This window comes from Micromonospora rubida (genome assembly GCF_009908295.1).
Lineage (GTDB): Bacteria > Actinomycetota > Actinomycetes > Mycobacteriales > Micromonosporaceae > Micromonospora > Micromonospora rubida.
Genome location: NZ_JAAALO010000001.1, coordinates 806086 through 826062, shown reverse-complemented (window position 1 = coordinate 826062; position 19977 = coordinate 806086). Strand labels below are relative to the sequence as shown.

17 protein-coding genes are annotated in these 19977 nt (G+C 73.1%); 13 read left to right on the top strand and 4 right to left on the bottom strand.

Annotation, left to right across the window (positions count from 1 at the left end; all coding sequences use genetic code 11):
• Positions 1–75: 75 nt before the first annotated feature.
• The 9 genes from GVV04_RS03425 to GVV04_RS03385 all read left to right on the top strand — a co-directional run bounded on the left by GVV04_RS03425 (position 76) and on the right by GVV04_RS03385 (position 11789).
• Complete coding sequence (locus tag GVV04_RS03425) at positions 76–1206, top strand: hypothetical protein (protein ID WP_161684288.1); 1131 nt, start codon at positions 76–78, stop codon at positions 1204–1206.
• Complete coding sequence (locus GVV04_RS03420) at positions 1139–2467, top strand: YcaO-like family protein (protein WP_161684286.1); 1329 nt, start codon at positions 1139–1141, stop codon at positions 2465–2467. The genes GVV04_RS03425 and GVV04_RS03420 overlap by 68 nt, the downstream gene beginning before the upstream one ends.
• Positions 2464–4365: a RiPP maturation radical SAM C-methyltransferase gene (locus tag GVV04_RS03415; protein WP_161684284.1), complete on the top strand. Its 1902-nt coding sequence runs from the start codon at positions 2464–2466 to the stop codon at positions 4363–4365. The genes GVV04_RS03420 and GVV04_RS03415 overlap by 4 nt, the downstream gene beginning before the upstream one ends.
• On the top strand, positions 4352–5155 hold the full coding sequence (locus GVV04_RS03410; RefSeq protein ID WP_161684282.1) for an alpha/beta fold hydrolase: 804 nt from the start codon (positions 4352–4354) through the stop codon (positions 5153–5155). Before GVV04_RS03415 ends, GVV04_RS03410 begins: the two co-directional genes overlap by 14 nt.
• Positions 5152–6549, top strand: a complete 1398-nt coding sequence (locus GVV04_RS03405; RefSeq protein ID WP_161684280.1) for an amidohydrolase family protein — start codon at positions 5152–5154, stop codon at positions 6547–6549. Before GVV04_RS03410 ends, GVV04_RS03405 begins: the two co-directional genes overlap by 4 nt.
• On the top strand, positions 6539–7726 hold the full coding sequence (locus tag GVV04_RS34275; RefSeq protein ID WP_201752809.1) for a cytochrome P450: 1188 nt from the start codon (positions 6539–6541) through the stop codon (positions 7724–7726). Before GVV04_RS03405 ends, GVV04_RS34275 begins: the two co-directional genes overlap by 11 nt.
• A 7-nt stretch (positions 7727–7733) precedes the next feature.
• Entirely contained in the window at positions 7734–9683 is a 1950-nt protein-coding gene (locus tag GVV04_RS03395) for a RiPP maturation radical SAM C-methyltransferase (protein WP_201752808.1), read from the top strand.
• Between the two features lie 135 nt (positions 9684–9818).
• Positions 9819–10373, top strand: coding sequence for a DUF2087 domain-containing protein (locus tag GVV04_RS03390; RefSeq protein ID WP_328822180.1), 555 nt, complete (start codon positions 9819–9821; stop codon positions 10371–10373).
• Positions 10374–10376: 3 nt separating this feature from the next.
• Positions 10377–11789 (top strand): leucyl aminopeptidase family protein, encoded by a 1413-nt coding sequence (locus tag GVV04_RS03385; RefSeq protein ID WP_161684278.1) that lies wholly within the window; start codon positions 10377–10379, stop codon positions 11787–11789.
• 66 nt (positions 11790–11855) lie between these two features.
• On the opposite strand, the gene GVV04_RS03380 is transcribed toward GVV04_RS03385, so the two are convergent.
• Genes GVV04_RS03380 through GVV04_RS03370 form a run of 3 tightly spaced genes read right to left on the bottom strand, consistent with a single transcriptional unit; the run spans position 11856 to position 14704 of the window.
• Positions 11856–12188 (bottom strand): DUF6204 family protein, encoded by a 333-nt coding sequence (locus tag GVV04_RS03380; protein WP_161684276.1) that lies wholly within the window; start codon positions 12186–12188, stop codon positions 11856–11858.
• A 29-nt stretch (positions 12189–12217) separates the two neighbouring features.
• Positions 12218–13888, bottom strand: coding sequence for an MFS transporter (locus GVV04_RS03375; RefSeq protein WP_161684274.1), 1671 nt, complete (start codon positions 13886–13888; stop codon positions 12218–12220).
• Positions 13889–13945: 57 nt separating this feature from the next.
• Positions 13946–14704, bottom strand: a complete 759-nt coding sequence (locus tag GVV04_RS03370) for a TetR/AcrR family transcriptional regulator (RefSeq protein ID WP_201752807.1) — start codon at positions 14702–14704, stop codon at positions 13946–13948.
• A 65-nt stretch (positions 14705–14769) separates the two neighbouring features.
• Here GVV04_RS03370 and GVV04_RS34270 point away from each other — a divergent pair, with 65 nt between their 5' ends.
• From GVV04_RS34270 to GVV04_RS03350, 4 genes are all read left to right on the top strand, one after another.
• On the top strand, positions 14770–15987 hold the full coding sequence (locus GVV04_RS34270; protein ID WP_161684272.1) for a cytochrome P450 family protein: 1218 nt from the start codon (positions 14770–14772) through the stop codon (positions 15985–15987).
• A 64-nt stretch (positions 15988–16051) separates the two neighbouring features.
• The gene (locus GVV04_RS03360) at positions 16052–16834 is read left to right on the top strand and encodes a HipA family kinase (RefSeq protein ID WP_235965552.1); all 783 of its coding nucleotides are present in this window, start codon (positions 16052–16054) and stop codon (positions 16832–16834) included.
• The gene (locus GVV04_RS03355; protein ID WP_161684270.1) at positions 16831–17226 is read left to right on the top strand and encodes a DUF3037 domain-containing protein; all 396 of its coding nucleotides are present in this window, start codon (positions 16831–16833) and stop codon (positions 17224–17226) included. Before GVV04_RS03360 ends, GVV04_RS03355 begins: the two co-directional genes overlap by 4 nt.
• Positions 17227–17453: 227 nt before the next feature.
• Entirely contained in the window at positions 17454–18188 is a 735-nt protein-coding gene (locus GVV04_RS03350; protein ID WP_161684268.1) for a YoaK family protein, read from the top strand.
• 121 nt (positions 18189–18309) lie between these two features.
• Here the strand turns inward: GVV04_RS03350 and GVV04_RS03345 are convergent, their stop codons facing one another.
• Complete coding sequence (locus GVV04_RS03345) at positions 18310–19974, bottom strand: ammonium transporter (protein ID WP_328822178.1); 1665 nt, start codon at positions 19972–19974, stop codon at positions 18310–18312.
• Between the last annotated feature and the right edge of the window lie 3 nt (positions 19975–19977).

The following is a 19977-nucleotide window of genomic DNA, read 5'->3' as shown; positions in this document are numbered from 1 at the left end:
CGTCCGGAGGTCGCGTCCCCACCCGATGGGCAGGGCGTGGCCGGTCGACGGGCGGGGAGAACAGGGAGGAGGGCGATGACCGTGACAGCGGTGGTGACGTGCGCGCTACGCGGGGTCGAGTACCAGGCGTTCCCGGCGGGACGCACGGTCACCGTCCGGTGCGCGGTCGTCGTCGACACGGCGACGGCGGAGGGCTACGGCACTGCCGAGACCGAAGCCGTCGCGCGGCTCAAGGCGCTGTCCGAAGCCGTCGAGCGGCTGCTCGCGTGTACCCCCTTCGCCCTGATCGCCCGCCCGTCGACCACCCGCGCCGCCGAGGACGGCGCCGCACCGGAGCCCGACGGCGCGCGTACGGCCCCGCCCGGGTGCCGCCTGCGCCGCTACCGGGCGCTCGACAACGGGCCGGACCTGTCGGTTCCGCTGTTCTGGTCCGCGCCGTGGGTGGCGGGTGCGGAGCTGGCCGAGGGCACGCTGACCCCGCCGGTGGCGCGGCTGTCCAGCACGATCGGCTGGGCGGTGGCGCCGACGCCTGCGGCGGCGCTGCGCGGGGCGGTGCTGGAGCTGACCGAACTGCTCGACCACGGTGCCTTCCTCTACCGTTCGCTGGCCGACTCGCCGGGCGGGCGGAGCACAGCGGAGGCGGACGGACCCGGGGTGGAGATCATCCCCATCTCGTTCGTCGGTGGCACCCCGGTGGTGCTGGCCGTGGCCCGCGCCGGCCGGCGGATGCCCGCCACCGGCCTGGGGGCGGCGGAGACCGTCGCCGGCGCCACCGAGCGCGCGCTGCTGGAACTGGCCCAGGCCGAGACCATGTGGCGGGCCAACGAGACGGCGGTCCCGGCCGAGCGGTACTTCCTGCGCCGCTTCGAGCGGTGGCCCTTGCTCCTGCGCTGCGCCACCCTCGACTTCGATCCGGTCGCGGCTCCCGCCCCCGACGGCGCTCCCGCTCCGCCCGAGCAGGAGTTGGCCGCCGCGGGCGTGCGGGTCTGGGCCGACACGGGGGAGCTGGAGGTCACCGTGCCCGACGCGCCCCCCGCCCTAATGCACTTCGCACACGCCGTCTCCCGGCCGCAGCCGCTTCTGGGCCTCGTCCGCGCTGGCATTCCCGTCTTTGACATGGGGGAAGTGAGGAAGACCCTTGACGACCGAGCACGCAGACCACGACCTGTTGGCCGCCGCCTTGCTGGGCGGGGCGCAGCGCGATGACGTCCCTCCAGAGCGGGAGACGCCCATCGGCACCGCGCTCACCGCGGTCCGCGACTGGCTGACCGCCGAGCGGCTCACGCCCGACATCCGCAAGTACGGCCCGGACAGCGCGCCCACCTACGAGGTGCGGCTGCACGACGCGGACGGAGCGCTCTGCTCCCGCAGCTCCGGCAAGGGGCTGGGCCACCGCAGCCTGGCCAGCGCCCTCTTCGAGAGCGCCGAGCACTACCACCTGGACTGGCGGCGTGACGCGGGTTCCGGCGGGAGCGGGTTCATGCCCGGACGGGCGGTGGCCGAGCAGCCCACCGCGCGCCGCTCGGCCCTGCTGCGGCGGCTGGGCGGGATCCTGCCGGACAATTCGGTCTTCACCCGCGAGTACGTCCCGGTCGCCACCGCCTTCGGCGAGAGCGGCGGCACCTCCCACCGCCAGCCGGTCTTCCTGCGCGACGGCGGGTACCGCAACTGGCCGCACCCCGACGACGACGGCGGCTTCCGGCCCCTGTGGCACTACACCTCCAGCGCGGGTTACGCCGCGGGCACCACCCTCTTCGAGGCGCTGGTGCACGCGCTCAACGAGGTGATCGAGCGGGACGCCTGGTCGTGCCAGATCGCCCGCAGCTACTTCGGGATGGGCGCGCCCGACCTGGTGGCGGTCGACCCGGCGACGCTCCCGGCGGACCTGCGGGCCCTGACCGACAGCGTGGAGGAGCTGACCGGGGCGCCGATCCTCATCGTGTCGATCGCCTGCGACACCGGCGTGCCCGCGTACGTGGTCTGCGACGGCAGCGCGGACGAGCAGATCCGGCTCATCGGCAGCGGCGCCTCGCCCGTGCGGTCCTACGCCCTGCAACGCGGGCTGCTGGAGTACCTCCAGGTGCGCACCATGTTCCGGTACGGTCCGGTGGACGCGGGCACCGAGGCCGCGCAGATCACCACCGCGCTGGCCCGCTACCCGCGCCACCTGGCCGCCGCCCGTTTCGACGTACGCGAACTGCCGCGCCGCACCGAGCCCTTCCGCGCCGAGGACGGCCTCCCCGAGGAGGCCCCGCCCGAACAGCTGCTGCGCCACCTGGTCGACCGGCTGGCCGCGGTCGGGGTGCACGCCTACTACCGGGTGCTGACCCGGCCGGGTGCCATCACCGTCGTCGATGTCGTGGCGCCGGGCCTGGAACTGCTCGACAAGGCCCGTGCGGGCTACCCGGTGCTGCCCACCGGGCGGCTCGGCGAGGCGATGGCCGGGCAAGGGGGCGCGCGGGCATGAAACTCGTCCTCGTCGCGCCCCCGTGGAACAGCCTCTACCGCCCGTCCATCCAGGTCGCCTCGCTGATGGCGCTGGCCGTCAAGTCCGGGGGCGGCCCGGTGGCCGCGGAGTACATCTACCTGGACTGGTTCGAGTTCGCCGTCAAGGAGCTGGACTGCGGGCCGGAGCGGTTCGCCACCGTCTACGACACCATCGGCGAGGAGCTCTACGGCCTCGGTGTCGGCGACTGGATCTTCGGGCGTGGCCTACCCGGGGCGCGCGACGAGGACGAGGACACCGCCCGCGCCGAGTACGCCGCGTTCCTGCGGGAGCGCGGTGTCTCCGGTGAGTTGGTGGACTTCGTGCTGGCGATGCGCGCCGGGGCCCCCCGGTTCGTCGCCGAGACCGCCGAGCGGCTGCTGGCCACCGGCGCGCAGGGCTTCGGCTTCACCACCTCGTTCAGTCAGCTCGTGCCCGCCCTGGCCGTCGGCAGGGCCATCAAGGACCGCGCCCCGGACCGGCTGATCTTCCTCGGCGGCGCGAACTGCGACCGGCCGATGGGCGAGGCGGTCATGCGCACCTACCCGTTCGTGGACCTGGTCGTGCAGGGCGAGGGGGAGGCCGCGGTGGCCGCGCTCTGCGCCGCCGAGGGCCCGGACACGCCGATCTCGGCGTCGGGGGTGGTGGTCCGCGACGGCTCCCGGCTGGTGGTCACCGCGCCGGTGGTGCAGTCGGTCGACGCGGTGCCGGTGCCCCGCTACGACGACTACTTCCGCCGGCTGGGCGAGCTGCCCTGGACCGAGCTGATCCGCCCGAACGTGGCGCTGCCGTTCCAGATGTCGCGCGGCTGCTGGTGGGGCGAGAAGATGCACTGCACCTTCTGCGGCGAGAACGGCAGCGGCATGCCCTACCGCAGCAAGTCGGGCCGGCAACTGGTGCACACGCTGCGCGAGCTGACCGAGCGGCAGGGCGTGCTCGACACGTACGCGGTGGACACGATCCTGGCCAAGGACGACAACGGCCTGGCGGAGCTGGCCGAGGCCGAGGTCGACGTCACCACGTTCTTCGAGGTCAAGGCGAACCTCGGGCCCAAGGCGCTCGGGCAGTTGCGGGCCGCCGGGGTGATGACCGTGCAGCCCGGCATCGAGAGCCTGAGCACCGGCTCGCTGAGGCTGCTCCGCAAGGGCGCCACCGCCTTCCACAACCTGCGGTTCCTGGTGCTCTGCCGGGAACTGGGCATCGAGGTCGGCTGGAACCTGCTCTCGGCGATGCCGGGGGAGCAGGCGGGGATGCTGGAGGAACAGCTACAGCTGATCCCCTTCCTGTCGCACCTGGACCCGCCGTCCACGGTGAGCAAGGTCCGGGTCGACCGTTACAGCCCGTACTTCGAGAAGCCCGATGAGTTCGGCATCGAGCTGCGCGGTCCGGAGGCCAAGTACCGGTACGTCCACCCCGGCGCCGAGGTCGACCGGGCCGGGCTGGCCTACTCGTTCGACCACGACGAGCCGGCCGCCGCCGACGGCGAGCTGCTGCTGGCGCTACGGCGCAGGCTCGGCGCCCGGGTGGGGCTGTGGAAGAAGCTGCACGAGCAGTCCCGCTTCACCTACCGGCTCGGCCCCACGGTCACCGCGGTCCACGACCACCGCCCGCACGTGGGCCGGGGCCGGCAGGTGCTGCGCGGCTGGGAGAACGTCCTGTTCCGCGGGTTCGCCCACGGGGGACGGATCACCCAGGCGGTGGCGACCGCCGTCGAGGCGGGTGCCACGGAGGAGCAGGCCCGGGAGAAGCTGACCGGGTGGGCCGACTGCGGCTGGGTGTTCCTGGAGGCCCCGCACGGCCTGGTGCTGGCCGTGCACGACAGCGGCCGCGACGATCTGGGCCGCGCCATCGCCCTGGGAGGCCGCAGTGAGACAGCCTGACCTGGAACCCTTCGAGACCGCCTCCGCCGACGGCGCCCGGCTGCGCGGAATACGCAGGCCGGGTTCGGGGGAGCCGATCGTGCTGGTGCACGGCGTGGCGATGGACCGGCGGATCTGGGTCGACTCGGGGTTCCTCGACGCGTTGCCCGACGCCGACATCCTCGCCCTGGACCTGCGGGGGCGCGGGGCCAGCGAGCGCGTCGGCGCCCCGGAGCGGCACGGCATCGACCGGCACGTCGAGGACGTCCGGGCGGTGATGGACCTCTTCGGCCACCCCGGCTACGCCGTGTTCGGCGTCTACTTCGGCGGGCGCACGGCCCTCCAGGTGGCTGCCGCCGACGCGCGCGTGACCCGCGCCTACTCCTTCTGCGCGCACGCGGAGGCCGTGGAGCTTCCCGACGACGCGGTGGAGGAGGAAGCGGCGGCGATCGAGGCCCCCGACGGGTGCCGCTACCTCACCGACCACTTCCGCCGCGTCGGCGCCCCGGACTGGATGGTCGAGGCGTGCACCCGGGTCGACCTGCCGGAGCTGGCGGCGGTCACCCGCGGCCTGTGGCACGGCTCGGCCCGGGGCGTCGAGCGCCGACACTCCGGCCAGGACCTCGTGCTGATCACCGCCGAGGGCGACGCCGAGCTGGACGTCTTCACCGTGGGTGAGCGCCGCCTCGACGCCCGGCTCTGGCTGGTGGACAGTCCCACCCGGGTCAAGGCGGCGCACCGGCTCGCCGAGGTCGGGGCGCGGGTGGCGGCCGAGATCGCCGGACGCGCCGCCGGGACGGGGGTCAGGTGAAGCCCAGCGAGGACGCACAGTGGCGGCTGCGGGTCGGGCTGCTCCCCGTCGGTGACCCGCAGGCGGAGGCGCTGCGGGCGCTCGCGGCCCGGCCCCGCTCCCACCGCATCCCCGCCGTCGCGGCGGTCGATCCGGCCACCGGCCGTCCCGGGCCCGCCCGGGACCTGGTGGTCTCCGACGGCGGGCTGGTCGAGGGTCTGCCCGCCGACGGGCCCGCCCGGTGGTACGCGCTGCCGGGGTTCGTGGACTCGCACGCGCACGTGTCCTCGGCAGGTGACCTCATCGGCCTGCTCACCCATGGCGTGACCGGCTACCGGCAGCTCTGGGGCGAGCCCGCGCACCGCTACACGGCGGGCGTGCACCGCGCCCGGACGGCCGTGGTCCCGCGCGCCTGGGTGAGCACGGCCGTGGTCGACGGCCCGGGCACCCGGGTGCCCGGCGGGGCGATGGTGGTGGACGACCCGCGCTCGGCCGACCACGTCCTCAACGAAGCCCTCGGCTTCGCCTTCGACGGGATCAAGGTCTACGACGACCTGGAGCCCGCCTGGTTCGCCGCGATCACCGCCGCCGCCGACCGGGTGGGCCTCCCCGTCGTCGGGCATGCCCCCGAGCGGGTGCCGTTCGCCGAGGCGCGCGCCGCGATGTGGTCCACCGAGCACCTCTACGGACTGGTGCCGAACGTCTTCCGGCTGCCCGCCGACCGGCGCTGGGCGGTGCTGGCCGCCGCCCTGGACCGCGTGGAGCCCCACGTCGTCGCCCTGGCCGAGGGGTTCGCGGGCCGCTTCGCCTGCCCCACCCTGGTGACCTGGCGGGCGCTGACCGGCGAGCGGCGGTGGACCCGTCCGTCGCCCACGGCCCTCGCCCTGGCCGACGCGGGTCGGGTCCGCGCGTGGACCTCGGCCGCCCGGGAGGCGCTGGGGCTCGACCGCGCCGCCGCGGCCGAGCGCGGCGCCCTGGTGGACCGGCTCGGCGGCCTGGTCCACGCCCTGGCGGACGCGGGCGCGCGGCTGCTGGTCGGCACCGACTGCGGCAACCCGTTCGTGGTGGCGGGGCCGTCGTTCCACAAGGAGCTGGCCGAGCTGCACCGCGCGGGCCTGCCCTTCGCCGCCCTGCTGCGGGCGGCGACCACCGACGCGCACGCCGCGATGCGCTGGGGCACGGCCGAGGCGGCGGCCGACCTCGTGCTCTACCGCAGGCCGCCCGAGGCGGTGGCCGAACTCGCGCGCCCGGACGCCGTGCTGGTCGACGGCGTGCTGCTCGACGCCGGTGACCTCGACGAGCTCTGGTCCGTGCGGCTGACCGCCGCCGGGCTGGCCGACGGGGTCTGGCCGAGGGGTGGGCTCGACCCGGCCCCCGCTGTTCAACGAAAGAAGGAGAGAGCTGGTGCAGGTTGACAAGTGCCCGGTCACCGGAGCGACCGGGGCGGTGGACTCGGTGGACTTCGACTTCTTCGCCGCGCCGCAGGCGTACCGGCGCGTCGCCGCGGGACACGCCCGCGACGGGGCGTTCCACAGCTCGCACGGCGAGAGCTTCTGGGTCCTCTCCAGCTACGAGGGGATCTGCGCGGCCTTCCGCGACGAGGACACCTTCAGCGTGTCCCGGGTCAGCGCCAACGCGGGAGCCGACGAGGAGCGCTGGATCCCGCTCACGATCCAGGGCAGCAGGCACAACGAGTGGCGGCGGCGGCTGGCGGCCTGGTTCACTCCCCAGCGCGCCCGGGACCTGACCCCCGCGATCCGGGAGAACGCCCGGCGGCGTATCTCGGCCCTCGTCGACCGTGGCGAGGTCTCCTTCTCCGACGAGTTCGCCCGGCCGTACGTGATGGAGAACCTGATGCTCGCCGTCGGCTGGCCGCTCGCCGACCTCGACCATCTGCTCGCCATCGACGTGGCGATGATCCGCTCCCGCGAGGCGCCGGACCCGCGCCAGGCGTTCAACGCCGAGACGGCCTTCCCCGCCCTCCAGGAGTACGTGCGGCGGCACGTGGAGCGGCGCCGCGCGGAGCCGGTCGAGGGGGACCTGACCAGCGCCACCTTCGGCTGGGAGATCGACGGCGTCCCGGTCAGCGACGCCGACCGCGAGTCCCTGCTCACGGTGCTCTTCCTCGCCGGGGTGGACTCGACGGTCAACCACATGGCCAACAGCATCCAGCACCTCGCCCACCACCCCGACGACCGCCGCCGCTTCCTGCGCGACCCCGGCATCCGCCCCGCCGCGCTGGAGGAGTTCCTGCGGGCCAACTCCTGCATGTACCCGGGCCGGCTGGCCACCCGCGACGGCGCGGCCGGGGTGGCGTCCGAGGGCTCCACCGTGCTGCTGCCGCTGGCCCTGGCGAACTACGACCCGGCGGTCTTCCCCGAACCGGAGCGGGTGGACTTCGACCGCGAGCACAACCCGCACATCGCCTTCGGCACCGGCCACCACCAGTGCCTCGGTGCCGCGTACGCCCGGGCGCAGATCCTCACCGCCTGGGAGGAGTGGCACGCGCTGATCCCCGACTACCGGCTGCCCGACCCGGCGGCCGAGCCGCCCTTCCTGCGCAACGTCTACGACCTGCGCGTCATCTGGTGAGGAACCCATGAGCGACGCCGGCCGCGCGGCACTCGTGTCGATGCCCTGGAACAACGTCCACCGGCCGTCGATCCAGGTCGGCACCCTGCGGTCGGTGGCCGAGGCGGAGGGCTGGGAGGTGGTCTCCGACTACGCCTACCTCAGCTTCTACGCCCTGGCCGAACGGATGCTCGGCCTGTCGGCCGCGGACTGGTCCGCCGCGTACGCGCGGGTGTCCGAGGGCCTGTACCACCTGTCGGTCGGAGACTGGGTGTACGCCCGCCGTGGGGCGGGCGACGCCGAGCGCGCCGCCTACTACGTGCTGCTCCGCGACCGGGGGATCACCGAGGACGAGATCGCCCTGGTCGACGCCCTGCGCGCGGTCGCCGACCGGCACGTGACCGAGACCGCCGAGGGCCTGCTCCGCGCCGATCCGCAGATCATCGGCTTCACCAGCACCTTCAGCCAGAACGGCCCGACCCTGGCGGTGGCCGAGCGGCTGCGCGAGGCGGGCTACTCCGGGACCATCGTGCTCGGCGGCAGCAACTGCGAGGGCCCGATGGGCCGTACCCTGCTGGCGAAGTTCCTGGCCGTGGACGCGGTGGTGGACGGGCCGGGGGAGGACGCCTTCGCCGCGCTGCTGCGGCAGGTCGCGGCCGGCGGTCCGCTCGTCGGCGGGGGCCGGCTGGTGGTACGTGGGGACGCCGCGCCCGCAGCCCGCGCCCTGCCAGCCCCACCCGTCCCGCGCAACGGTGATCAGCTCAGCGTGCCCCGGCCCAACTACGACGGGTTCTTCGAGCAGCTGCGCGCGGTCGGCCTGCACGGCCTGGAACCCGATATCACCCTCCCGGTGGAGTTCTCCCGTGGCTGCTGGTGGGGCGCGAAGACGCACTGCACCTTCTGCGGGCTCAACGGCGCGACCATGAACTACCGCAGCAAGCACCCGGACTCGGTGGCCGAGGAGCTGCGCTACCTGATGGACCGCTACGGGGTGCTCGACTTCTTCGCCGTGGACAACATCCTCGACCTCGGCTACCTGGAGACCGCGCTGCCCCGGGTGGAGCGGCTGCGCACCGACCACTCGCTCTTCTTCGAGGTCAAGGCGAACATGGACTGGGCGCAGATCCGCGCGGTCCGCCGCGCGGGCGTGCGCTCGGTGCAGCCCGGAATCGAGAGCCTGAGCACCGAGGGGCTGCGCGCGCTGAAGAAGGGAGCCACCGCGTTCCAGAACGTGCGGTTCCTGCTGGGCTGCTCGGAGTTCGGCGTCCTGCCGGTATGGAACATCCTCACCGGGTACCCGGGCGAGACGCCCGCCTCACTTCTGGCCCAGATCAACCTGGTGGCCTCGCTGACCCACCTGGAGCCGCCGGACGCCGACATCCTGGCCATCCACTTCGACCGGTTCAGCCCGTACGTGGAGCGGCCCGGGTCCTTCGGTCTGACCCTGTCGGAGCCCTTTCCCGGCTACCGCTTCGCCTACCCGGCGCTGTCCGACGAGGAACTGTGGGACATCGCCTACCACTTCGAGGGCGACTTCGACGACGACGCCCGCAACGCGGAGCTGCGTACCCGGCTGGCCGCGCGGGTGCGGCTCTGGAAGGCCCACCACCGCGGCGCCCGGTTCAGCTATCGGCTGGGCTTCAGTTCGGTCGTGCTCACCGACCAGCGGCCCGGTCTGCCCGGAGGCGACGCCGTGCTCAGCGGGGAGGAGGCCCGCCTGTTCCGCGCCCTGATCGGTGGGACCCGCTTCCGCGATCTGCAGGCGCAGGGCTGGTCCGGCGCGCGCTGGGAGCCGACCCTGGAGCTGCTGCACGCGTGGCAGCGCCGCCGCTGGGTGTTCATCGAGGGGACCAAGGTGATCGCCCTGCCCGTGCGGCACCGGCCCTCGGCGTACCGCACGCCGCCTGCGGAGAGCAGCGTCCGTCGGCCCCGCACGGCCGTCCCGGTCACGCTGGAAGCGCCGACGGTGCGTACCTGACCCCGCCGGGACGGCACCGGTTTCCGGACCGGAGCGGCCGTTGGCGACTGCTACGTTGTGCAAGTGGACGAACCCGGAAACGGGTTGGCCCGGAAGCGATCGATGCCGCCCAGCGATCCCGAGGCGAGGTGCCCTGTGCCCACTGTCGACCTTGAGCCGCCGACCGGCTCCGCCGAGCGCCCGCCGTCCTGCGGCGACATCGTCGGACTGCTCGCCGAGCCGGCGCGCCGTGCCGCGTTCGCCGCGCTCGTGCTCGGCGCGCGCACCGTGGGGTCGGTGGCGGAGCAGGCGGGCCTGACCCAGAAGGCCGCGGCGAGCGCGCTGCGCAAGCTGGTGGACGGCGGGATCGCCGCCGAGAACCGCGAGACCCACTCGTACGCCCCGGTGCAGGACGCCTTCCGTCGCGCGGTCCAGGCCGAGGTCCGGGTCGCCGGCCGGAGCGGCGGGAACGGCGCGGGCGCGTACTTCCGCCGTGGCCGGATCACCGCCATCCCCGGCGACGCCGAGATCCGCTCCCGGGTGTTGGCCGTGGTGGCCGACGCCTTCACCCCCGGCGAGGTGTACCCCGAGACCCGGGTCAACGCCCTCTGCGGCGAGTGGTTCGACGACTGGGTGACCCTGCGCCGCGCCCTGGTGGACGAGGGCCTGCTCAAGCGCAACCACGCCGGCACCGCCTACGAGCGCGCCTGAGCCGTGGCGGTCGTCGCCGTGACGGCGGTCGCCGGTGCCGGGCCCGCCGACGCGGTGGCCCTGCCCTGGCACCGTGGTCCGCGCCCCGGGACGTTCGCCCTGCGCCGCGGCTTCACCGGCCGCGCGGGCCAGGTGGTCGCCGAGCCGGACCCCGACGGCCGGACGGTGCTGCTCACCGTGGGCCTCGGGCCCGCCGGGGCGGCCACTGCGGCGACCTTCCGCCGGGCGGCCGTCGCCGCCGTCCGCGCCGCGGGCCCCGCCCGCACCCTCCGGCTGGACCTGGCCGAGGCCGAAGGCGGTCCGGTGCCCGCGCCCGCCCGCGCCCGCGCGGTGGCCGAGGGGGCGGTGCTGGCCGCGTACCGCTACGACCGGCACCGCTCCGGCCCCGCCCAGCCGCTGACCGAGATCACCGTCCGCACCGCCCATCCCGAGGCGGTGGCCGAGGGCGTGGCCGTCGCCGAGGGGGTCTGCCTGGCCCGCGACCTGGTGAACAGCCCGGGAGGGGAGCTGCCCCCCACGGAGTTCGCCCGCCGCGTCGCGGGGCTCGCGGGCGGGCCGCTCTCCTGCACCGTGCACGAGGGGGAGGCGCTGATCGCCCTGGGCATGGCGGGCCTGCTGGCGGTGGGTCGGGGGTCGGCCGAACCGCCGTGCCTGGTGGAGATCCGCTATGCGCCGCCGGTCCGCGCGCGCGAGGTGACCCTGGTGGGCAAGGGCATCACCTTCGACTCGGGCGGCCTCTCCCTCAAGAGCCAGCAGGGGATGTGCGCGATGAAGTCCGACATGGGCGGCGCCGCAGCGGTCGTCGGCGCGGTGTCGGCCGCCGTCGCGCTGGGCCTGCCGGTCGGGCTGCGGGCGCTGCTGCCCCTGGCCGAGAACATGCCCGGCCCTGCCGCCGTGCGCCCGGGTGACGTCGTCCGGCACGCCGACGGGACGACCACGGAGATCCTGAACGCGGACAACGAGGGCCGGGTGGTCCTGGCCGACGCCCTGCTGCTGGCCAGGGACCCGGCCCCCGATGCCCTGATCGACGTGGCGACCCTCACCGCGTCGGTCGCCCACGCCCTCGGCACCAGGGCCGCGGCCCTCTTCACCGGGGACGAGGCGCTCGCGGCGGAACTTCTCGGGGCCGCGTCGCGGGCGGGCGAGCCCCTCTGGCGCCTGCCGCTGCTGGGGTCCGAGCGCCGCCACCTCGGCTCGTCCGTGGCCGACCGGGCCAACGCCTCCCACCGCCCCGGGGACGCGATCCAGGCGGCGCTCTTCCTCCGGGACTTCGTGGCCCCGGAGACCCCCTGGGCCCACCTCGACCTCGGGTCGGCGGCCTTCAACGAGGAATCCCCGCACGATGAGACGCCCCACGGCGCCACCGGCTTCGGCGTACGGACCCTGGTCGAACTGCTGCGCGGCGCGGGCGCCTGACCGGTGCCCGCGCCTCCGCTCCGCCCGGTCCCGTCCCGGCCGTGACTCCCCACCCGGCTTCGGGAGTCACGGCCCCCGTCGACGGACCTTGATGTCGTCGAGGTCGGTCGACACGGAACTGAGGTCCTGAGACCCGGCACCGAGTGTTCGGACGGCGGCCGCGGCGAGTGCCTCCGCCCTGCCGATCACGACTTCGGCCCTGTCCTCCTCGGTGGCCGGGACGAGGCAACGGAAGGTGAACGCGAGCAGGGCGCGTTCGTAGGTCACCGTGCCGTCCTCGGTGAATCTGGCCTGGAACACGTCGTGCTCGTCGGCCTTGGCGAGCAGCCTGGCTCGCTGGTCGTCGTCGAGCGGGGCGAACCTGCCGCGCACGATGACCTGATAGGTCTTGCGGGACATTGCGGGGGCCTCCGGAAGCGGGGTGGGCGTCAGGACATCGTCGGTCGCCGCGGCTGGCGCGGCAGGAGGAAGAGCAGGCAGATCACCCCTGCCAGACCGCCGGCCGCCCAGTACAGCGTCTCGCTGAACGTGGCGACGAACGTCCGCTCGCGGATGTCGGTGAGGGCCGTGCCGACTGCGGCCTGCTGGCCGGGGTCGCCGCCACCGGCGAGGGAACGACAGCTGTCCGGTACGGCCGTGAGGTCCGCTTGACCGAGCGAGTCGATGGCGCAGATCTTGATCGCCGCCTGCCCCGGCGCCGCTGCCTGAACGGCCGGCACCACCCTGTCGGCCTGCGGCCCGGCGTTGCCGGCGAGAGCGGAGAAGAAGATGCCGCCGATGATCGCCACGCCCAGGGCCGCGCCCAGCTGGCCGGCTGCGTTGATCAGGCCGGACGCGGAACCCGCCTCCCGGGGCTGGACCTCGGTGAGGGTCATGCCTGTCAGCGGGGCGAGCAGCATGCCCATGCCCGAGCCCAGGAGCAGCATCGGCGCCACGGCGTGCCATGACGTGATCGCGGATCCGACGTGCTGCGCCGTCCAGGCGTAGAGCAGGAGGCCGGTCAGCATCATCAGCGCACCCGCGAACAGGCAGTTGCGTCCGTACCGGGGGAACAGCTTGCGCACGGCGTAGTTGCCGGCGATCGGGACGCCCAGCGAGAACGGGATCGCGGTCAGGCCGGTGTGCAGGGCCGACCAGCCGAGACCGCCCTGCAGGTAGAGCGTCCAGGTGAGGAAGAAGCCGGCCGGAATGCAGCTGAAGAGCAGTTGGGTGCCGATGCCGGCGCCGAACGTCCGGATCCGGAACAGCGACAGCACCACCAGCGGCGACCCGTCCTTGCGGGTCTTGTGGCGCTCGTAGACCACGAACAGGGCGAGAACGGGGACGGAGGCGACGAGCGCGACGATGCTCCACGCGGGCCAGCCGAGCTCCCGGCCCCGAAGCAGGGGCAGCAGCAACAACAGCAGCCCGACGATCGCCAGCACCATGCCGACGATGTCCAGTCGGGTGTTGCGTGGCGACCTGGACTCACGCATCCACAGCGAGGCGGCGACCAGGGCCGCCGTGCCGATCGGCAGGTTGACCGCGAAGATGGTCCGCCAGCCCAGGTCGAACGGGTTCCAGTGGATGAGCACCCCGCCCAGGAGCGGTCCGGCGACGATGGCCAGGCCGATCATGCTGGCGTACAGGCTGACGACCCGGCCGATCTCCTGCGGCGGGAACGTGACGTGGATGATCGCCAGGACCTGCGGCACCATGATCGCGGCGGCGATCCCCTGCAGCACCCGGGAGCCCACCAGCATCTCGGAGCTCGGGGCGAGGGCGCACAGGGCGGACGCCAGAACGAAGCTGGCGACCCCGGTCAGGAACATCTTCTTGCGACCGAAGATGTCGCCGAGCCGTCCTCCGGTGATCAGGATGACCGCGAAGCACAGCGTGTAGCCGACGGTCAACGCCTGGATGGCGGCCGACGAAGCGCCGAGATCCTCCTGAATGCTCGGGATCGCCACCGTGACGATGTTGACGTCGAGCAGGTCCATGAAGGTCGCGACGAGCAGGACCATCAGCGCCAGCCAGCGCTTGGGATCCAGCTCGGGGGCGTCGACGACAGGCGGTTCGGCGGCGTGGGCCGGCCGTGCCGTCTGCACTTCCTCGCTCATTGCTCGCACTCCAGTTCTCCGGTTGGTCCGTGGCGGCCGTGGTGGCCGGCCACGGGTTCATGGGCGAGGGGTGTCGTTCCCGGGGTCGGGCAGGTCGGCGGGGTTGTTCGTGCCGGCCCGGGCCAGGGCGGTCCAGGACCTCATCAGGAGATCCACCACGTCCATGACGTTTCCGGCGGTGTCGTCGGGCGAGAGAGCGCGCTGGATGGACAGCCCGTCGTCCAGTGCGTGCACGATCAGGGCCAGCAGCTCCACCGGTGCGGGTGGCGTGACCGAGCGGGCGGCGAAGCCCTGCGCGAGCGCCTGGGTCATCGCCTCGCGGGAACGCCGCTCGCGATCGGCCAGCAGCGGCAGCATCTCCGGATCGCGCAGCCCGTAGAGCCAGAGCTCGGTGCGCAGCGCCAGCCAGCTCGCGAAGTTCTTGTCCCGCTCGCGGTGCCAGCCCCGCAGGTGCTCGATCGTCTCCTCGAACGAGCCCGCCCGCCGGCTGAGCGCCTGGACCTCCTCCAGCTCGTGCTCGGTCCGCTGTTCCAGCAGGGCCAGGACCAGCTCGTGCTTGCCGTCGAAGTTGCCGTAGAACGCGCCCCGGGTGTAGCCGGCGCGCTCGACGATCTGCTCGACCGAGGTGCCGTTGACGCCGCACTCGGCGAACAGCTCGGCGGCCGCCTGCAGCAGCTCCTTACGCGTGATCTCACGGCTCTCCTGCCGCGTCAGCCTTTTATTGATGACGATCGACCCCCTCCGGGAACTCAGATACAGTATCGTATGCTGATACGGTGCCGTATCCGAACACCGGCAAATCCGGCTCGAAGCCACGTCATCGGATGCGAGCCGGTAGCCGCGCGCGGGTCGGACGTCACGAGCGATCGAAGGGGATGATGGTGGCCGGAACGTTCGACTGGACGGATGTCGAGTTCGACCTGTCCGACGAGAGCTTCGTGACCGACCGCGAGGCCGGGGAGCGCTGGATCGGCGCCCCTCGCCCTGTCTGCCCGGGCCGCTTCTCCGACGGCAACGACGTGTACGTCGTGACGCGGTACGAGGCGGTCCGCAGCCTGTTCGCCGACCGCCGGGTCAGCAACCACCCGCCGGAGGGGGTGCACCTCGACAGCATGCGCAGGCGCGGCGTGCCCGAGGAGCTGCTGAAGTACTTCGACTCCACCATCATGACGATGGTGCCGGACGACCACCGCCGCGTCCGCGCCCTGATCGACAGGGCGTTCTCCCTGCGCCGGGTCCGTTCGCTCCGTCCCCGGATCGAGGCCCTGGCCAGTGACCTCCTCGACCGGATGGATCCGGGGGGAGAGGCCGACCTGGTCGCTGACTACGCGCACCCGATCTCCACCACCGTGATCTGCGAGCTGCTCGGCGTCGACGACGAGTATCGGGACCAGTGGCTGAAGTGGACGGAGGCGTTCACGACCTTCATCCGGCCGGACCCGAAGCTGCTGCCACCCGCGCTGCGCGGCATGGTCGACACGGTTGTGAAGCTGATCCACGCGCGTCGTGTCAAGCCCGGTGACGACCTGATCTCCGACCTGGTCCGGGTCAGTGACGAGACCGAGCAGCTCGACGAGGTGGAGCTGGTCGCCCTGGTGCTCGTCCTCGTGCAGGCCGGCCTCGACACGGTCCGGCACTCGATCTCCCTCAGCTTCTTCTACCTGCTGAGCCACCCCGAGCAGCTGGAGCTGGTCAGGACGCAGCCCGAGCACACCGGTCGGGCGGTGCGGGAGCTGATGCGCTACTCCGGCCCGATCAAGATGGCGCTGCCCCGCTTCGCCGTGGAGCCGATCGAGATCGACGGGGTGACGATCCCGAAGGACGGCCAGATCCAGCTCGTGGTGGGCGCGGCCAACAACGATCCGGAGCGCTTCGCGGACCCCCGGACCCTGGACGTCACCCGGGCCGACAATCCTCAGCTCAGCTTCGCGGCGGGGGACCACTACTGCCCGGGGGCGGCCCTCGCGACGGCGGAGACGGAGATCGCGTTGAACGAGCTGTTCGCCCGGTTCCCCGGCGTGCGGCTCGCCGCCGATCCCGAGGAGGTGGGCCCGAGGTTCCTCCGGGCGGTCTCCCGTCTGCCGGTCCGGCTGAGGTGAGCGCGGCGCGGTCCGGAGCCTGATTTCTCTTTTCTCGTGTCAGTGACCAGTAGGGTGGATTCTGTTGCAGAGAGTAATGGGAACGCAGTACCTGACTCCCTTGCGGGAGGGCGGTTCCCTACCCGGGGTGGTGGAGGCGGACAACGACGGGACCTACGTCGTGAAGTTCCGCGGAGCGGGTCAGGGCAGCGCGGCCCTGGTGGCGGAGGTCGTCGTCGGTGAGCTCGGCCGCAGGCTCGGCATCCGGGTGCCCGAGCTCGCCGTCATCGGCGTCGACCCAGAGGTGGCGCGTCGTGAGCCGGACCAGGAGGTTCAGGAGCTGTTGCGGGCCAGCGCCGGGGAGAACCTCGGCATGGACTTCCTGCCGGGGTCGGTGGGCTACGACGGTGTCGGGTGGGAGCCGCCGCCCGAGGAGGCCGCCCGGATCTACTGGCTGGACGCACTGACCGCCAACGTGGACCGCACCTGGTCCAACCCCAACCTGCTCATCTGGCATCGCCAGTTGTGGGCGATCGACCACGGTGCCGCGCTGCTGTTCCAGCACTCCTGGCCCTCGGTCGAGGCCTGGGCCGCCCGCCGGTACGACCTGTCCCAGCACGTGCTCGCGGATCTCGTGACGAAGCTGGGCCCCGCGGTCCTCGCGAAGCTGGACGCCGAGCTGGCGGCGATCGTGACCGCCGAGCTCCTGGAGGAGGTCGTCGCCCTGGTGCCCGACAGCTTCCTGGTGAGCCTGAATTCCGTGACGGAGGACGCCGACCCGGCGGAGCTGCGGCGGCGGTACGTCGAGTACCTGCTGGCCCGGCGGATGGGCGATCGTGGCTGGTGGCCGACGGAGGCGATCGCGTGACCGGCGGTCCGATCCCCGCCCTGGGCTTCGACTACGCGTTGCTGCGGGCGGTCCCGCGGGTCGACCGCGGCGAGCAGGTGAATGTCGGCGCGCTGCTCTACTGCCCGGGTGCGGACTTCCTCGCCGCCGCCGTGCATGTGGACGTTGAGCGACTGCGCGCGCTGGATCCCGACGTCGACGTCGACATGGTCTCCGCGGCCCTCGACGCGATCCGCGCCGTGTGCGCGGGTGATTCCGGTGCGGGCCGCATCGCCGCCGGCACCCGGCGAGCACGGTTCGGCTGGCTCACCGCGCCGCGCAGCACGGTGATCCAGACCAGTCCGGTGCACGGCGGCCTCACCACGGATCCGGCCGCTGAGCTCAAGCGCCTGATGGGCCGGCTGGTGCACTGACGGCGCCGGTGGGCGGGCCGGTCGTGCGTCTCGCGTCCGCAGCCACCTGAGGGGTTCCCGTAACCGGGCCCCTCCGGCGGGGGTCATCGCGGGGGAGATGCCACCGACCAGTGGTGGCTGGTGGCGCCCCTTCGATAGCTTATGCCCGAAATGCGATAGAATGAGGGGAGCTTGTAGTCCGGTCGAGGCGACGTCCCCGACGTGCGCTCCCGGAGGTGCCGACGACAATGGGTGGCTCAGAACTCACGCCGTCGTCGGACGATCCTGCCCAGTCGGGGCCGGCAGAGTCGTACCGCGAGTTTCGTCGCCCCATCCTGGTGCTGGCGCTCTGCACGGGCACTGCGGGCTTCCTGGACGCCTTCGCGTTCCTGCGCTACGGCACGTTCGTCGCCAACCAGTCCGGCAACCTCATCTTCCTCGGCATCGGTCCGGCCGGGTGGCACCCGGACTGGCCGGCCTCGGGCGCTTCGCTGCTCGCGTTCGCCACTGGGGCCGGCGTGGTCTCCTGGATCCGCGCCCTGCCGGGCCGCTGGTCGCCGGCCCTGCGAGGCCTGGGTGCCACGGCGTTCACCCTGTCGCTCTGGACGTTCCTCAACGTCCTGCTTCACCACGGCCAGCACGGTCCGGCGTCGCGGGTCGTCCTGGCCGCTGCCGGCGCACTCGCCACGGGCTCCTTCACGACGCTGTTCGTCCGCACGGCGGGGGTGACGACCACCATCACGTACCAGTCGGGCACGGTCGTCAAGACCGGTGGGCACCTCGTCCGGTGGCTCGCCCCCGGCAGCGACCGGGACCGGGCCAGGCGGGCATCGCTGCTCGGACTCCTCACGCTCGTCTGCTACTCCGTCGGGGCCGGCATCGGGGCCGAGGCGCAGCAGCAGCCCCAGTGGGTGCCGGCCTGGGGACTGCTCCCGCTGGTGCTGGTGGCGCTGCTGGTCCGCCGGGTCCGGGTCGGGGCGTGAGGGCGGTGGACGCCGGCCCCCGCGTCCGCCCGCCCGACGCCCCGGGCACCGCCCTGCCGACCCGGCAACCCGAAGCCGGCCCGGGCCGGCAACCCGAAGCCGGCCCCGGCGACCGAACCGGTCAGTGGATGTCCGTCGCGGGCTGGACGTCCTGCACGTAGCTCTCCGACCGGTCGGCGCCGTACCGGCTGAGCACGTCCAGCACCGCGGCCGTGGCCTCCTGCCCCGCCAGCACCTCCACCCGTACCCGACCGAGGAGATCCTGCTCCTGCCAGTACCCCCGGGGCAGCGACTGGGCGGCCGGCGTGGCAGTGGAGACCGTGGCGTCGGAGACCACGATCGAGCTGGCCCCCGCGCCGAGCAGGGTGTCCCGCAGCTCCCGGGTGTCGGGCAGCAGAACCGGATCCAGCATCGCGATGACCAGCCTGTCCCGCTGGGCCGCCCCCTGGGCGGGCCGATCGCCGGAGCGGCCCTGCCGGCGTCGGTTGCCTCGCTGGGCTGCCCCCGTTCCACTCAGTCCCGCGACGCTCCCGAGGTGGTACGCGTCGGTGTCCTGCTGGGTCCGGTCGAGGCTGTCCTGCGTGTCGGCCGGGGCGCGGAGCCCGACGATTGCCTGCACGGCGGCGGCGATCGCCCAGCTGAGCACGAAGGAGAAGACCACCACGGTCACCACGCCGACGACCTGGTGCCAGAGCAGGGACCCGCCGCCGCCGAAGAAGAGACCGTCCACGCCCAGCGAATTAATGCCGCTGTCGCCGAAGAAGCCGAGCAGCAGTGAGCCGAGCATGCCGCCGACGAAGTGGACCGCGAGGACGTCCAGCGCGTCGTCGAGCCGGAACAGGTACTTCAGCCGGAGCGCGGTGTGGCAGACGATGGCGGCGATGATGCCGATGGCGATGGCGGAGAGCGTGTTGACGTAACCGGCGGTGGGGGTGACCGTGGCGAGCCCCGCGACCGCACCGGTGACGCTGCCCACGACCGTGCAGTGGCCGTCCTTGAGCCGCTCCGCCACCAGCCAGACGAGCATCCCGGCCGCTGCCGCGACGTGGGTGTTGAGCAGGGCCTGGGCGGCCACCCCGTTGGCCTGGAGCCCGTCGCCGGCGTTGAACCCGAACCAACCGAACCAGAGGATGCCCGCACCGAGGATGGTCAACGGGATCGAGTTGGGCGGGGCGGCGGTGTGCGGCCAGTTACGGCGGCGGCCGACGACCAGCAGCAGCCCCAGGACCGCGGCTCCCGCCGAGGAGTGGACCACCATCCCGCCGGCCCAGTCCTGGGCGCCGAGCTTGGCCAACCAGCCCTCGGGGTGCCAGAGCCAGTGCGCGACGGGCGCATAGACCACGATGGACCAGACCGCCAGGAACAACGCCCAGCCGGCGAGCCTCAGCCGACCGGCCGTGGCTCCGGTGGCGAGCGCGGGAGTGATCACCGCGAACATCATCTGGAAGGCGATGAACGCCAGGGTCGGAATCGTCACCTGGCCGGCGGCCACGTGCAGGTTGGGCGCGGGCGGAACCTTGAGATCGGTCAGCCCCAGCAGCTCAAGGTTGCCGAAGAGGCCGGTGCCGGCGTCGTCGCCGAAGGCGATCGTGTACCCCACCAGCACCCAGGTCAGGCTGACGACCCCCAGCGCGATGATGTTCTGCTGCAACATCGCGAGCACGTTGCGGGCGGGAACCATGCCGCCGTAGAAGACGGCCAGACCGGGGGTCATGAACAGCACCAGGCCGGCGCAGACCAGCACCCAGGCGGTGTCGCCCGGGTTCACCGCGTTCTGAGCGAGCACGGG